This is a genomic window from Streptomyces lomondensis (assembly GCF_014651035.1).
GTDB classification, from domain to species: domain Bacteria; phylum Actinomycetota; class Actinomycetes; order Streptomycetales; family Streptomycetaceae; genus Streptomyces; species Streptomyces lomondensis.
This window is the reverse complement of sequence record NZ_BMWC01000006.1, coordinates 1-15,643: the sequence shown is the minus strand read 5'-3', so window position 1 is coordinate 15,643 and position 15,643 is coordinate 1. Positions and strand designations below refer to the sequence as shown.

Below are 15,643 nucleotides of genomic sequence, written 5' to 3'. Positions count from 1 at the left end.
CAGTCGGAAACCACGCTCCACGCGCGCGTGGCTAGCTCTCGCTGTGCTCCTCCCAGCCGAAGCTCCGCTCCACGGCCTTGCGCCAGTTGTGGTGCTCGCGGTCCCGCACCGACGCCTCCATGGACGGCGTCCACTCGACGTCCTTCTGCCAGTGCGCCTTGAGTTCGTCCAGGTCGTTCCAGACCCCGGTGGCCAGACCGGCCGCGTACGCGGCGCCCAGACAGGTGGTCTCGGAGACCTTGGGCCGCACCACCGGCACATCGAGGACATCGGCCTGGTGCTGCATGAGCAGGTTGTTCTTCGTCATGCCGCCGTCGACCTTCAGGGTGGTGATGTGCACCCCGGAGTCCTGGTACATGGCGTCCACGACCTCGCGCGTCTGCCAGCTCGTCGCCTCCAGCACCGCGCGCGCGAGGTGCGCCTTCGTGACGTACCGGGTCAGGCCGGTGACCACGCCCCGCGCGTCCGAACGCCAGTACGGCGCGAACAGGCCCGAGAACGCCGGCACGATGTACGCGCCGCCGTTGTCCTCCACGCTCGCCGCCAGGGGCTCGATCTCGTCGGCGGTACGGATGATGCCGAGCTGGTCGCGGAACCACTGGACCAGCGCGCCCGTTATGGCGATCGACCCCTCCAGGCAGTAGACCGGCGCCTCAGTGCCGATCTTGTACCCCATCGTCGTCAGCAGGCCGCTCTTCGACGGCACCGGGCGGTTGCCCGTGTTGAGCAGCAGGAAGCTGCCCGTGCCGTACGTGTTCTTCGCCGTGCCCACGTCGTAGCAGGCCTGTCCGAACACGGCCGCCTGCTGATCGCCCAGTGCCGAGGCCACGGGGACGCCGGCGAGCTGGCCGACGGCGGTGCCGTACACCTCGGCCGAGGACCTGATCTCGGGCAGCATGGCCTCGGGGATGTTCATCGCCGAGAGGATCGAGGAGTCCCACTGGAGGGTCTCCAGGTTCATCAGCATGGTCCGCCCGGCGTTGGTGACGTCGGTGACGTGCTGCCCGCCGTCCGTGCCGCCGGTGAGGTTCCAGATCAGCCAGGAGTCGATCGTGCCGAAGGCGATCTCACCGCGCTCGGCACGGGCCCGCAGGTCGGGCACGTTGTCGAGCAGCCAGGCCGCCTTGGGTCCGGAGAAGTAGGTGGCCAGCGGCAGACCCGTCTGCTCGCGGAAACGGTCCTGCCCGTCCGAGCCGCCCAGCTGGTTGCACAGCGCCGCCGTCCGCGTGTCCTGCCACACGATGGCGTTGTGCACCGGCTTCCCCGTCGCGCGGTCCCACAGCAGGGTCGTCTCACGCTGGTTGGTGATCCCCATCGCGCTCAGCTGGTCGGCACGCAGCCCGGCCTTGGCGATCGCGCCGGCGACGACCGCCTGGGTCTTGGACCAGATCTCGGTGGCGTCGTGCTCCACCCAGCCCGGCTTGGGAAAGATCTGGCGGTGCTCGCGCTGGTCGACGGCGACGATCGCGCCGTCCTGGTTGAAGACGATGCAGCGGCTCGACGTGGTGCCCTGGTCGATCGCTGCGACGTACTTCTCGGCGTTGTCCGTCATGGCTACCTCTCGATCGCTCGGTCAGAAGGCTGCGTTGTAGATGAGGGCCGCGAGGACACCGCCGGCCAGCGGCCCCACCACCGGGACCCACGCGTATCCCCAGTCGGACGTGCCCTTGTTCGGGATCGGGAGGAACTGGTGCACGATGCGCGGACCGAGGTCACGTGCCGGGTTGATCGCGTAACCGGTGGGCCCACCGAGCGACAGACCGATGCCGACGACCAGCAGGGACACCAGCAGGATCGAGATGCCGGAGCCGTAGATCCCGGCTCCCTCGCCCGGGATCGGTCCGATGCCCACCCCCTGGACGACCCTGTTGTCGCCGACCAGCGCGAGGATGGGCAGCACCAGCGCGATGGTCGCGAGGATCTCCGTCATGAGGTTGGCGACCGGGTTCCTGATCTCCGGGATGGTGGAGAAGATGCCCAGGGTCGGCACCGGCTCGTCCACCGTGCCGTCCGTGGTGCCGGTCTGCCGTATGTTGGCCCGGAACTGGGCGAAGTACAGCAGGTACGCCAGGATGGCCCCCAGGATCGCCCCCACCATCTGCCCGAGCACGTAGACCCAGACCTTGTTCCACACGCCTGTGTCGACGGCCAGGCCGAACGTGACCGCGGGGTTGATGTGGCCGCCCGACAGCGGAGCGGCGGTGTACGCGCCGGCCAGGACGCCGAAGCCCCAGCCGAACGTGATGACGATCCAGCCCGAGGCTCGCGCCTTCGAGAATCTGAGGGTGACGGCGGCGCAGACGCCCGCACCGAACAGAATGAGGATCGCCGTGCCGATGATCTCGCCGACGAAGATGTCTACGTTGCTCATGGCGGCTCCTAGGCCCTGGCCTGGGGACGATCCGCCCCGGGCCTCACGTGCAGGGTGCGTTTCCCATGGCTACTTCAGCCGAAGGCAGGGGATCCCGCGCCCCGCCCGGCATCCGTGACGAGCGTGCCGTCGCAGCCGAATCGCCCGTGGGGGAAAGGGCCTTGGCGCAGGCGCGTTCACGCGCCGCAGTGCCGGATTACGCCGAGTATGTACGGCGATGTCGACTGACACCGGAAGTGTTCACCGGCACCCAAAGGGCGTCAAGGTCGCCGACCGCAACGGTTGACGGCCATGTGACGGCCGCCCGGGCTCCTGCCGGGCCGGGTGGCCGGTTGCACGGCCGCGGCGATACCCGGTCGGGTCGCTTTTCAGATCTGGGACGGACCCGCGCGGGCCTGGTCTGCCGCGCGAGGCTTGGCTGGTGGTGTCCGGCCTGCGCTGAGCACCGCCGTCGGCGACTGCACAGCCGCACCTGACTCCTCGCTCACTCGTGTCCAGGATCTACCTGACCTGCCGGTTTCTCAACCGCACGAGCCCTGCCGCGGCCCCGGCCGCCGTGCGGGGCTCTGGCGGCCGGGTCACCGGTGCCCAGGAACCGCCCCCGACAGGGCCACGGCCGCGGGTGCCGGCCCCACCTGCCCCGAGCACACGGCCCGGCCTCTTCAGCCCTCTGCAAGAGGCTCAGAGCCCCTGCAAGCCCTCCACGCGGCTTGCCCTGTCCGACCTCACCCGACTCCGCCCTCAAAGCCCACCCGGCTCCGCCACGCCACACCCCGCCGGTGCGGGCGTCGGCTCGGAGCCCCGGCGGGTCTCGTGTCCGGGCACGCCCGCCCGGCCCAGCACCCAACTCGCCCCGTGCAACGCCTTCGCCGCCTTCTTCAGCGGTGCCAGGCAAGCGGCCGCCTGCCGGTGGTCCGTCACACTGCCCGGAGCGCACAGCACCGTCGCGAGCGACAGCGTGACCGGCCGGCCACCCGCCGACCAGGGAGCGTCCAGCACGGAGGCGGCCAGCGGATCAAGACCGTCCGGATCGGCCAGCACCAGGAAGTCGTCCCCGCCGATGTGTCCCACGCGCGCGCCGCCCGTCGCGGCCTGCTCCAGCGCTCGCCCCACCGCCCGGATCAGCTCGTCCCCCGCCGCGAACCCGGCCCCGTCGTTGACCTGCTTGAAGTGGTCGACGTCCAGCCAGCTCAGCGCGAACGCCCGCCCCGCCGCGATCCGCCGGTCCACCTCACCCGTGATCGCGTCCGAGCCGGGCAGACGCGTCAGCGGATTGAGCCCCGCCGCCTCCTCCACCCGTGTCTCGGCCAGCGCCCGCACGAGGTCCGCGAGCCGTACGACACCCACACACCGCCCGTACTCGTCCACCACGGCAACGTCGTCCGACGTACGGTCCCGTCCGCCGACCGCCACCACGTCCAGGACCTCCCAGGCGGTCGCGTCGACACCCACCGTCCGCGGCGGGTCACCGAGCTTGGCCGCGGGCCGGTCGGCGTACAGGGCGTGCCCGTAGCGCCCCGACATCGACAGCAGGAAGCGGGAGCGGTGCACCGACCGGACCGGCACCCCCGCGGTGTCCACGAGCAGCACCCCCGACACGTCCGGCGACCCGGTCAGCAGTGCTCGCACCTGCCCCGCGGACGCTGTGGCGGGCAGCAAGGCGGCGGGCCGCACGAACTCCCGCACCGACGGCCCGGACCGCGGCACGGCGATCTGGCCGGGGGAGCGGGGCGGAATGTAGACGTCCGCGGCGGGCAGCCGGGCCGGCGGCGCGAACAGCTCGCCCTGCGCCAGCTGCGCCCCGGCCGCCAGCGCCGCCGCGCACTGCCCTTCGGTCTCCACGCCCTCGACGGCCAGGAGCGCTCCCAGTTCATCGCACAGCGTCCGCATCGACCGCACCACCGCCGGCCGCTCCAGAAGCGACGCGTCCAGCTTCACCAGGCCGGGCGCGATGTCCGAGAGCAGCCGCAGGGGCACGTCCCCGTCCCCGACACCGTCCGCGCAGATCCGGAAGCCCTGGCCGCGCAGCGTGGCCACCGCCTCCAGCAGCGCCTGCTGCGGCACGTGCGTGTACGGCGGACAGACGTCGACCGTCACCTCCCACGGGAGCCGCCCCGCCTCGCGCACGGCGTCGTGCAGGGACGGGAGCCCGCCCAGGTCGGCGAGGGTGCCGGCGAACACGTTGACGAACAGCGGAAGCAGGGTCTCCTTGCGCACCGCCGCACGGACCGCCGACACCGCCAGCCGGCAGTCCAGCTCGGGGTCCCGGCGGGCCTCGGCCAGGATGTCGCCGGTCTCCGGGCGGACGAGTATCTCCAGTCCCGCGACCACTCCCGTCGTCAGGTTGACCACCGGTTGGAAAGCGAAGCGGAGAGTATCCGTCCAGGAGGGCACGGGAGCATGATGACTCCACCGGCGCACGCCCGAGCGCAGTTCATGAGACGTTCACGCAGGATTCCGGCGCGGTCACACAGCGTAGGACGACGTCCCCGGAGCGGTCGCGCGCCCGGCAACCGCGCCGGCACAGCCCCTGAATCCGTACTGCCGTCCGGGCGTTTCACCGCACCGCGATCACCGCCGACCCATGCCCGAAGAGCCCCTGGTTCGCGCTGATGCCGACGCGCGCTCCCCCCACCTGCCGGTCACCGGCCTCGCCCCTCAACTGCCAGGCCAGTTCGCACACCTGGGCGATCGCCTGGGCCGGAACCGCCTCGCCGAAGGAGGCCAGCCCACCGCTGACGTTCACCGGTATGCGACCGCCCAGGGCCGTCGCACCGTCCCGCAGCAGCTTCACCCCCTCGCCCTCGCCGCACAGCCCCAGGTCCTCGTACCACTGCAACTCCAGGGCCGTGGACAGGTCGTAGACCTCGGCCAGCGACAGGTCCTCTGGCCCAATACCCGCCTCCTCGTAGGCCGCCCGGGCGATCGACTCGCGGAACGTCTCTCCTGGCGGGTCCACCGCCACCGCGGAGTCCGTGGCGATGTCCGGCAGGTCCAGCACGGTGTTCGGATACCGCGGTGTCACCGTGGAGACGGCCCGGATCCGCACAGGCTCCGCCTGACCGTGCCGCCGCGCGAACTCCATGCTCGACAGCACCAGGGCCGCACCGCCGTCGGAGGTCGCGCAGATGTCGAGCAGCCGCAGCGGATCGGCGACCACAGCCGAGGCGGCGACTTCCTCGGCGGTGACGCGGCTGCGGTAGCGGGCGTTCGGGTTGAGCGCTCCCATGGCCGCGTTCTTCACCTTCACCTGTGCGAAGTCCTCCGGCGTGTCGCCGTGCACGGCCATGCGCCGGCGGGCGTACAGCCCGAAGTAGACGGGGTTGGTCGCCCCGAGGACGCGGAAGCGCAGCCAGTCGGGGTCATCGGGCCGGTCTCCGCCCGCAGGACGGAAGAATCCCTTGGGGGCCGCGTCGGCCCCGACCACGAGCACCACATCGGCGAGCCCGGCGAGGATCTGCGCCCGCGCGGTGTCGACAGCCTGCGCCCCGGACGCGCACGCCGCGTACACGCTCGCGACCCGGGCCCCTTGCCAACCCAGTGCTTTCGCGAACGTGGCTCCCGCGACGTACCCCGGATAGCCGCCCCGCACCGTGTCCGCACCGATGACCGAGCCGATGTCCCGCCACTCCAACCCGGCATCGGCGAGGGCCGCGCGGGCCGCCGCGACGCCGTACTCGACGAAGCTCCGCCCCCACTTGCCCCACGGATGCATGCCCGCGCCGAGCACCGCCACCTCGTCCGTCACGCCTTCACCCCCGTCGGCCGCCAGTGCCACGTCGTCCATGTCGTCTCCGCGTCCTCATGGAGCACGCCGGGCACGACCTCCGCCTCCATGCCCACCGCCAGATCGGCGACGGTGACCCCGGGAGCCGCCTGTCCCAGCACCACGATCCGCTCGGCCTCCAGCTCCACAGCGATCAACGCGCACGGCTCCCATGGAAGTTCCGGATCGGTCACGTAGGGTGACGGCGGCCGATACCGGCTGTCCGTGTACGACCAGACACGCCCGCGCCGGGACAGCGGGATCTCCTCCAGCTCCCCGCCCGAGCAGTCGGGGTTGCGGCAGTTGTGGTCCTCGCGCGGGAAGAAGACCGAGGCGCAGGCCGTACAGCGCGTGCCGAGCAGCCGGAAACCGTCCCCCTCCCCGGCGAACCATCCCGCCACCACGGGTGTTCGTGTACGCGCCACAGTCCCTCCAGCAGACCAGACCTGACGGAACGTCAGAAGTCTGCCACGGTCCGCCCGAGATCGGCAGGCCGCCGACCCGGAAGGGAGAGGCAACGGCGGTGTGCTCTCGCCTTCGAGCCCGAGCCCTACCCGGACACCTACTTCGACTTCCCGGTGTCCAGGAAGTCGCTCACCAGCGCCCACTGAGCCGCCTGCCCGAGACGCCCTCCCCGTGATCGGCTACAGTCCGCCGCGTGTCCGAAACTCAGCACTCCAGTTCCAATTCCGCGCCGGACTCCCACTGTTCGAGCTGCGGTGCGCCCTACGGAGAGGGCGTCTCCGGCTGGCCCCGCACCTGCCCGGCGTGCGGTGCCGTGGCCTACCGCAATCCACTCCCGGTCGCGGTGGCCCTCCAGCCCGTGTACGACACCAAGGGCACCGCCCTGGTCGTCATCACACGAACCGTCGCTCCCGCGCGCGGGGGCATCGCCCTGCCCGGCGGCTACATCGACGACCGGGAGGACTGGCGGCAGGCCGTCGTACGCGAGCTCAAGGAGGAAACCGGCATCGACGCGGCCGGCCGCGACGTACGGCTCGTCGACGCCATGAGCTCGCCCGACGGGCACCTGCTGCTGTTCGGTCTCCTCCCGGAACGCCCGGCCGAGGGCCTGCCGCCCTCCGCCGCCACCGACGAGACCGAAGGCTGGCACCTCCTGCGCCGACCGGAAGAGCTCGCCTTCCCGCTGCACACCGTGGCCGTACGGGCCTGGTTCGAGGGCCGGTACTGAGCTCAGCGCTCCCCGGCCCCGCGCACGCGCACCGGGTAGGACGGCACGCCCCCGCCGTCCTCACCCTCCCGCTCGACGACCACCCGCGAACCCATCCACCGAGCGGTGTAGCGCTCGATCTCCGGCTCGTCCCTCCCTTCGCCCCCGTCCGGCACGACCAGCCCGCCCCCGGTCCGTCCCCGGGCGGGCGCCCACACCTCCAGTTCCAGACCGCCGTCCTCCCCGCGTACCGGAAGAACGGCACCCGCGCGTGCGAACACCGGGATCCGGGACAGCGGCGCGTCGACGAGCACCTGCGCCGGGCCCTCGTACGCCTGCTCCGTCACCGTGTCGTACCAGCGCCCCCGAGGCAGCTGCACGGCGCGCCGGCCTTCCCCCGGACCGAGCACCGGCGCCACCAGCAGGCTGTCACCGAGCAGGAAGGCGTCCCCGCAGTCACGCAGCGCCCGCTCCTCCGGCGCGCCCCACCACAGGGGCCGCACATAGGGCGCCCCGGTACGCCGGGCCAGATGCGCCAGCGTCAAGAAGTACGGCAACAGCCGCCGGCGTTCGACGAGCGCCACGCGCGCGTGCTCCAGCACCTCGGGACCGAACTCCCAGGGCTCCCTCCGCCCCGCCCGCAGACTCGCGTGCGTACGGAAGAGCGGCAGGTACGCGCCCAGCTGGAACCACCGCAGGTACAGCTCGGGTGAAGGATCCCCGTCGAAGCCTCCGATGTCCGGCCCCGAGTACGGGACGCCGCACAGCCCGAGACCTATGACCAACGCCAAAGATGCCCGCAGCCCCGGCCAGCCGGTGGCCACGTCCCCCGACCACGTCCCGCCGTAGCGCTGCATGCCGACCCACCCGGAGCGGGAGAACACAAACGGCCGCTCCCGGGGAGCGAGTCTCCGCAACCCTTCGAAGCCCGCCCTGGCCATGCACAGCGCGTACACGTTGTGCGCCTCGCGATGGTCACCGCCCCGCCCCTCCAGGGAGTGCCGAGCCGAACGCGGCAGCGTCGACTCCCCGAAGGCGGAGAACGACGTCGGCTCGTTCATGTCGTGCCAGAAACCGGAGAACCCCTGCGCGAGCCGCTCCTCGTAGAGACGGCCCCACCACTCCCGCACGCGCGCGTGCGTGAAGTCCGGAAACACCGCCTCCCCGGGCCACACCACCCCCTGCACGACCTGACCCGAAGCGTCCTTCACGAACACGTCCTCCGCCGCGCCACCGTCGTACACGGCGTTGCCGGGCATCGCCTTGACGGCCGGGTCGACGATCGACACCAGCCGGATGCCGTCCCGCCGGAGCTCCTCGGCCAGAACCGGCAGCTTCGGAAAGCGGTCCTGGTCGACGGTGAACACCTGATGCGCGTCGAAGTGGTCGATGTCCAGGTGCACGGCGTCGAGCGGCAGACCGTGCTCCAGGTACCCCGCGACGATCCGACGCACCTCCTGCTCGCTGCCGAACCCCCACCGCGCGTGGTGATGGCCCAGCGCCCACGCGGGCGGCAGCGCGGGCGCCCCCGTGAGCGAGGCCCAGGCGAGCAGCACGCGCGCGGGGGTGCCCACCATCACCCAGCAGCGCAGCGGACCGCCGTCCATCCGCAGCTCGCTCGTTCCGGCACGGTCGTGCCCGGAACCGGCCCCCTCCTCACCCTCCCGCAGGGTCACCGTGCCGTCCCACGAGCTGTCGTGGAACACCAGATGCGTACCGCCGTCGGACACCACCAGCTGCACCGGCATCGTGATGTACAGCGGGTCGTCACCAGGCGCGAAGGAGTACCCCGGATCGGTGTTCCACAGCCGGTACGTCCCGTCCGGCAGCCGAGGACCCGCGGCACGCCCCCCGAGCCCGAAGAACCGCGCGTCGGCGGCCACCTCCGACCGCTGCATCCACCGCGCCGGGCCGCCGCCGACCGGCTCCCACCAGCGCGGTGGCAGATCACGGCGAAGGGTCACGCCACCGGGGGTGCACACCTCCACCGCGCCGTGCCGCGAGACGGCCACCGTCACCCGCTCGGCCACCACCCGCCAGCCGCCGTCCTTGTCCGGCTCCAGCACCGCCCGGGAATCCGGCTCCGGACAGCGGCCGGCCAGCGCGTACGACGGCTCGGGTTCCGCCCCGTCCCAGCCCCAGAAGACGGCACCGTTCACGGCGACGAGAATCCGCAGCTCCGACCGGCTGAACCGGACGACACCGCCGCCCGGCAGAGGCTCCACCTCCCGCACGGGTCCGGGCACCCGCGCACGCTCCGCCCCCCGCGAGGGCAGCCCGGTGGCGTCGGCCCGCCGCCTGCGCCACGCTGCTCGTACGGTACGCACACCCTGCGCCGCCCCTACCGAACCCACCGCTTTCACCGAACGCACCAGGTCACGACCGTTCATGCTGCTCACCCTGCCACTGACCGCCCCACACGCGCGTGTCGTTCAACTGCCGTTCACCCGTGCCAGGACCACATCTTCACGACACGGACTATGTGGGGCGCACCCTGGTGCCGAAGTCGATCACATGGCATTGTCCGTGCCAGCCGCGTCACGCGCACACCCCAGCCCGTGCGCGGAGGACGCACACGACGCGCACAGTCCGGGAGCCGACCATGTCGACCGATAGTCTTCAGCCGCTCTGGCAGCCAGACCCCGAGCGCATCGACCGGGCACGCATCACCAGGTTCCAGGCCTGGGCCGCCGAGCACCACGGCGCCCCCGCCGAAGGCGGCTACGCGGCCCTCCAGCGCTGGTCCGTCGATGACCTGGAGACCTTCTGGAAAGCCGTCACCGAGTGGTTCGACGTCCGCTTCTCGACCCCCTACGCGCGCGTGCTCGGCGACCGCTCCATGCCCGGCGCCCAGTGGTTCCCCGGGGCGACCCTCAACTACGCCGAACACGCCCTGCGCGCGGCCGACACCCGCGCGGACGAACCGGCCCTCCTGCACGTCGACGAGACACACGAACCACGCCCCGTGACCTGGGCCGAGCTGCGCCGCCAGGTCGGCTCCCTGGCCGCCGAGCTGCGCGCCCTCGGCGTACGTCCCGGAGACCGCGTCAGCGGCTACCTCCCCAACGTCCCGCAAGCCGTGGTCGCCCTCCTCGCCACAGCCGCCGTGGGCGGCGTCTGGACGTCCTGCGCCCCCGACTTCGGCGCCCGCAGCGTCCTCGACCGCTTCCAGCAGGTCGAACCCGTCGTACTGTTCACCGTCGACGGCTACCGCTACGGCGGCAAGGAGCACGACCGACGCGAGATCGTCGCCGAACTGCGCCGCGAACTGCCCACCCTGCGCGCCGTCGTCCACATCCCCCTCCTCGGCACCGACGCACCCGAGGGCGCCCTGGACTGGTCGTCCCTCACCTCCGGCGACACCGCCCCCGTCTTCGAGCAGGTGCCCTTCGACCACCCCCTGTGGGTGCTCTACTCCTCCGGCACGACCGGCCTGCCCAAGGCCATCGTCCAGTCCCAGGGCGGCATCCTGGTCGAGCACCTCAAGCAACTCGGCCTGCACTGCGACCTGGGCCCCGAGGACCGCTTCTTCTGGTACACCTCGACCGGCTGGATGATGTGGAACTTCCTCGTCTCCGGCCTGCTCACGGGCACCACGATCGTCCTCTACGACGGCAGCCCGGGCTACCCGGACACCGCCGCCCAGTGGCGGATCGCCGAACGCACCAAGGCCACCCTCTACGGCACCTCGGCCGCCTACGTCATGGCCTGCCGCAAGGCGGGCGTGCACCCGTCCCGCGACTTCGACCTGTCCTCCGTCCAGTGCGTCGCCACCACCGGCTCGCCCCTGCCGCCCGACGGCTTTCGCTGGCTCCACGACGAGGTCCGCGACAACCTGTGGATCGCCTCCGTCAGCGGCGGCACGGACGTCTGCTCCTGCTTCGCCGGAGCCGTACCGACCCTCCCGGTCCACCTCGGCGAACTCCAGGCCCCCTGCCTCGGCACCGACCTCCAGTCCTGGGACCCGAACGGCAACCCCCTGATCCACGAGGTCGGCGAACTCGTGGTCACCAACCCCATGCCGTCGATGCCCATCCACTTCTGGAACGACCCCGACGGCAGCCGCTACCACGACAGCTACTTCGACACCTACCCCGGCGTCTGGCGCCACGGCGACTGGATCACCGTCACCTCCCGCGGATCCGTCATCATCCACGGCCGCTCCGACTCCACGCTCAACCGCCAGGGCGTACGCATGGGATCCGCCGACATCTACGAAGCCGTCGAACGCCTCCCCGAGATCCGGGAGTCCCTCGTCATCGGCATCGAACAGCCCGACGGCGGCTACTGGATGCCCCTCTTCGTGCACCTGGCCCCGGGAGCCGTCCTCGACGAGCCCCTGCTGAGCCGCATCAATCAGACCATCCGTGAACAACTCTCACCGCGCCACGTCCCCGACGAGATCATCGAAGTGCCCGGCATCCCGCACACCCTCACCGGCAAGCGCATCGAGGTCCCGGTCAAACGTCTCCTCCAAGGCACCCCGCTGGAGCAGGCGGTCAACCCGGGCTCCATCGACAACCTCGACCTGCTGGCCTTCTACGAAGACCTGGCCCGCAAGCGCTCCTGACCTGCTGTTTTCGCCGTCAGTAACGTGCGTGATCACCCTGCCGCGCCCCCGTTGTCAGTGCCGCCGATTACTGTGAGTGAGCATTGATCGACCGTGCACAGGGGGAACACAATGACGCACACCGACAGCCGGACCATGCGACGCGTCCTGCGCCGCGAAATCGCCGGCACCATCGGCCTGCTGACCGACGAGCACGACTTCCGGGCCATGCGGCGCTACCGCAGCTTCACCTTCGACGACCACGCGACCTACCTGAAACAGATGGAGGCCCTCCTCCGGACACGGGCCCTACAGGGCAGCCACACCACGGTCGCCCTCTTCGACCCGGAGGAATACTCCGAGTTCTGCGAGCAGAAGGGCCTGGACCCCGACCTCCCGTCGACCCGCACCCGGTTCACGGCGCGACTCGCGCTGACCGGCCCGACCCTCCCGTACGAGGGCCAGCCGCTGGCCGACCTCCTCCCGGCCCTCGTCGACGAGGCCGTCCGGCAGGCCACCTGGGAGTACGCGAGCACCCTCCTCGCCCGCCTGGGCGCCTGCACCTCCTGCGGCGAGGACATCGGACGCGCCGCCTTCGCCCGCGCCTCGGACCTCCTCGTCCGCATCCTCGACACAGCCCCACCCGGCGGCCGGCACCTCGTGTGCAGCGTCACCGGACCACCCGAAACCCTCGTCGCCGCCCTCCATGCCACGGACACCGGCAGCACTCTGGAGCTGGACGAGGCCGAAGCCCTCGAGTTCACCACCGTCCTGGCCCTCGGCCTGGCCACCGAAAGCCCCGGAGGACTCGTCATCCGCGCCAGCGCCCCGGACACCCCCGACCGCGTCTACGGCTGGCGCCTGCGCGCGTACGGACTCGAACCCCTCACCGCAGGGGAAGTCTTCGACGCCTACTGCACCGACATCGAATCCGGAGACCTCATCTCCCCGGAATCCAACGTCGACTACTGCGCACCGCCCGACCTTGGAGACGAGAACCCCGCACAAGGACACCACCACTGAAACGCGGGAGGGGCGCCCCACCTCAGTGGAGCGCCCCTCCCGGGCAGCCATCGGCCGGCCGTGTCCGGCCTACTCGCCCGACAACACCGCCTGCGCCGCGCTCCGCGCGTCCTCGGCGCTGTCCGACGCCCGCGCCGCAGCGGCGGCACGCTCGCACTGCGCCAGCGTGTACTTCGCCAGCGTCGCCCGGACATAGGGAATCGACGCCGCACCCATCGAGAGAGAGGTGACACCCAGACCGGCCAGCACACAAGCGAGCAGCGGGTCCGACGCGGCCTCACCGCAGACACCACAGCTCTTGCCCTCGGCCTTCGCCGCCTCGGCGGACAGCGCCACCAGGTCGAGCAGCGCGGGCTGCCACGGATCCTGGAGACGGGACACCGCACCCACCTGACGGTCGGCGGCGAACGTGTACTGCGCCAGGTCGTTCGTCCCCAGCGACAGGAACTCGACCTCCTGGAGGATCGAGCGGGCCCGCAGCGCGGCCGACGGGATCTCGACCATCGCGCCGAACTTCGCCCGCAGACCCGCCTCACGGCACGCGTCCGCGAAGGCCCGGGCATCCGTACGGTCCGCCACCATCGGGGCCATGACCTCGAGATAGACCGGCAGCCCCTCCGCGGCCTTCGCGAGGGCGGTCAGCTGCGTGCGCAGGACCTCCGGGTGATCGAGCAGCGTCCGCAGCCCCCGCACGCCCAGCGCCGGGTTGGGCTCGTCGGCGGGCGTGAGGAAGTCGAGCGGCTTGTCCGCGCCCGCGTCCAGAACCCGCACCACGACACGCCCCTCGGGGAACGCCTCGAGCACCTGCCGGTACGCCGCGGTCTGCTTCTCCTCGGACGGCGCCTGCTTGCTGTCATCAAGGAAGAGGAACTCGGTACGGAAGAGACCGACGCCCTCGGCACCGGCCTCGACGGCGGCCGCCACATCCGCAGGGCCGCCGATGTTCGCCAGCAGCGGCATCTTGTGACCGTCCGCGGTGGCACCGGGCCCGGACGACGCGGCCAGCGCCGCCTTCCGCTCGGCGGCCGCGGCCTCGAGCTGAGCCTTCTTCTCGTCGCTCGGCTCCACGAAGATCTCGCCCGTGCTGCCGTCGACGGCGATCATCGTGCCCTCGGCGAGCTCACCGGCACCCGGCAGCGCGACCACGGCCGGCACACCGAGCGCCCGAGCCAGAATCGCGCTGTGGCTGGTCGGACCGCCCTCCTCGGTGACGAAGCCGAGCACCAGAGTCGGATCGAGCAGCGCGGTGTCGGCAGGCGCGAGGTCACGGGCCACCAGGACATAGGGCTCGTCGCTGTCGGGGACGCCCGGCATCGGCACCCCCAGCAGACGGGCGACGATACGATTCCGCACGTCATCGAGGTCGGCCACGCGCCCGGCGAGGTACTCACCGGCGCCGGCCAGCAGCTCGCGGTACGAGGCGAACGCGTCGTACACCCCCCGCTCGGCCGTGCTGCCGACAGCGATCCGCCGCTCCACGTCGGCCATCAGCTCGGGATCCTGGGCCATCATGGCCTGCGCCTCGAGCACCGCCTGGGCTTCGCCCCCCGCCAGATTGCCGCGCGCCATCAGGTCGGCCGCCACAGCCTCCACGGCCTTGCGGGCGCGCCCCTGTTCGCGCTCCGCCTCCTCCGCCGGGATCTGCTTCGCGGGCGGCTCGAGCACCGCCGTTCCCATATGCCGAACCTCGCCGATCGCCACACCGTGGCTCACACCGACGCCTCGCAGCGTTGTCTCCATCTCACCCGTCTCCGAATAGTGCGGCGGGTCCCGCCGCCGCGTTGGTTGTCGTACTCGCCGTCATACGACGGCACTGACGTCACTTCCAGAGGAAGAGACTGTCGCCGGCCTTCACATCGCCGTTGTCGCGAAGATCGGAGAGCGCTTCGGCCGTGGCCTCCAGGGCGACGACCGGGCAGACAGCGGACTTGCCGGCGGCCTCGACGGCGGCCGGGTTCCAGCGCACGATGCCCTGCCCGCGCCGGACGGTGTCGCCCTTGTTCACGAGCAGCTCGAAACCCTCGCCGTTGAGCTGCACCGTGTCGATACCGAGGTGGGTGAGCACGCCGTGTCCGCTCTCGTCGACGACGACGAACGCGTGGGGGTGCAGGGAGACGATGACGCCGTCCACGGGCGAGACGGCTTCGGAAGACTCACGTACGGGGTCGATCGCTGTGCCCGGGCCGACCATGGCCCCGGAGAAGACCGGATCCGGCACGGCTGCCAGTCCGATGGCGCGTCCTGCGAGTGGGGACGTCACGGTGGTCATGGGAAGCCTCCCAGGGGTGGAGATCGATATGGGCCGTCCCTGCGGGTACCGGGCGGCACACTGTTCAGCAGGGTATGTCACCTGAAGTGCGGTTCCGCGCGAGCACTCCGAAGTGGTCTAGACCATACCGCAAATCGATTTGCACCCGCTCCACGGCCGCGTGTACAGTCGTACTCCTGCTTGGGGCTGAGCGACGCAAGCTAGTGTCCTCGCCCGGCAGCACCCAACTTGTCAGATCCTATCTCGGGGTCGCCTTCTGCATGCCCGCAGGACGGTGGTCAGAGAGACGGAAGAACACTGATAGAGTTTGGAACAGCGAAGGGAAGCGCCCGGAGGAAAGCCCGAGAGGGTGAGTACAAAGGAAGCGACCGTTCCTTGAGAACTCAACAGCGTGCCAAAAGTCAACGCCAGATATGTTGATACCCCGTCTCCAGTATCAGCTGGGACGAGGTTCCTTTGAAAAAACACAGCGAGGACGCTGTGAACGGTCGGGC

11 protein-coding genes are annotated in these 15,643 nt (G+C 71.1%); 3 read left to right on the top strand and 8 right to left on the bottom strand.

Translation table 11 applies throughout. From position 1 onward, the window contains the following. Positions 1-31 precede the first annotated feature (31 nt). From glpK to IE255_RS20845, 5 genes are all read right to left on the bottom strand, one after another. Entirely contained in the window at positions 32-1,552 is a 1,521-nt protein-coding gene (gene glpK / locus IE255_RS20865) for a glycerol kinase GlpK (RefSeq protein ID WP_190051873.1), read from the bottom strand. Between the two features lie 21 nt (positions 1,553-1,573). Then, positions 1,574-2,371 carry an MIP/aquaporin family protein gene (locus IE255_RS20860; RefSeq protein ID WP_190051872.1) on the bottom strand — a complete coding sequence of 266 codons (798 nt, stop codon included), beginning with the start codon at positions 2,369-2,371 and terminating at the stop codon, positions 1,574-1,576. Between the two features lie 741 nt (positions 2,372-3,112). Continuing rightward, entirely contained in the window at positions 3,113-4,765 is a 1,653-nt protein-coding gene (locus tag IE255_RS20855; RefSeq protein ID WP_190051871.1) for a GGDEF domain-containing protein, read from the bottom strand. 163 nt (positions 4,766-4,928) lie between these two features. Further along, on the bottom strand, positions 4,929-6,119 hold the full coding sequence (locus IE255_RS20850) for a lipid-transfer protein (RefSeq protein ID WP_190052253.1): 1,191 nt from the start codon (positions 6,117-6,119) through the stop codon (positions 4,929-4,931). Continuing rightward, the gene (locus IE255_RS20845) at positions 6,116-6,541 is read right to left on the bottom strand and encodes a Zn-ribbon domain-containing OB-fold protein (RefSeq protein ID WP_190052254.1); all 426 of its coding nucleotides are present in this window, start codon (positions 6,539-6,541) and stop codon (positions 6,116-6,118) included. The genes IE255_RS20850 and IE255_RS20845 overlap by 4 nt, the downstream gene beginning before the upstream one ends. 254 nt (positions 6,542-6,795) lie before the next feature. Between IE255_RS20845 and IE255_RS20840 the strand changes: the two genes are divergently transcribed. Then, complete coding sequence (locus IE255_RS20840; protein WP_190051870.1) at positions 6,796-7,329, top strand: NUDIX domain-containing protein; 534 nt, start codon at positions 6,796-6,798, stop codon at positions 7,327-7,329. 2 nt (positions 7,330-7,331) lie between these two features. On the opposite strand, the gene IE255_RS20835 is transcribed toward IE255_RS20840, so the two are convergent. Then, entirely contained in the window at positions 7,332-9,698 is a 2,367-nt protein-coding gene (locus tag IE255_RS20835; RefSeq protein ID WP_190051869.1) for a glycoside hydrolase family 31 protein, read from the bottom strand. A gap of 212 nt (positions 9,699-9,910) precedes the next feature. Here IE255_RS20835 and IE255_RS20830 point away from each other — a divergent pair, with 212 nt between their 5' ends. Both IE255_RS20830 and IE255_RS20825 read left to right on the top strand, forming a co-directional pair. Further along, on the top strand, positions 9,911-11,878 hold the full coding sequence (locus IE255_RS20830; protein ID WP_190051868.1) for an acetoacetate--CoA ligase: 1,968 nt from the start codon (positions 9,911-9,913) through the stop codon (positions 11,876-11,878). Between the two features lie 111 nt (positions 11,879-11,989). After that, complete coding sequence (locus IE255_RS20825) at positions 11,990-12,880, top strand: DUF8829 domain-containing protein (RefSeq protein WP_190051867.1); 891 nt, start codon at positions 11,990-11,992, stop codon at positions 12,878-12,880. A 69-nt stretch (positions 12,881-12,949) separates the two neighbouring features. Here IE255_RS20825 and ptsP read toward each other — a convergent pair whose 3' ends face one another. Beyond that, positions 12,950-14,620, bottom strand: coding sequence for a phosphoenolpyruvate--protein phosphotransferase (gene ptsP, locus IE255_RS20820; RefSeq protein ID WP_190051866.1), 1,671 nt, complete (start codon positions 14,618-14,620; stop codon positions 12,950-12,952). Between the two features lie 79 nt (positions 14,621-14,699). Further along, a complete protein-coding gene (locus tag IE255_RS20815) occupies positions 14,700-15,149 on the bottom strand; it encodes a PTS sugar transporter subunit IIA (RefSeq protein ID WP_190051865.1) in 450 nt (149 codons plus the stop codon). Positions 15,150-15,643: the final 494 nt, after the last annotated feature.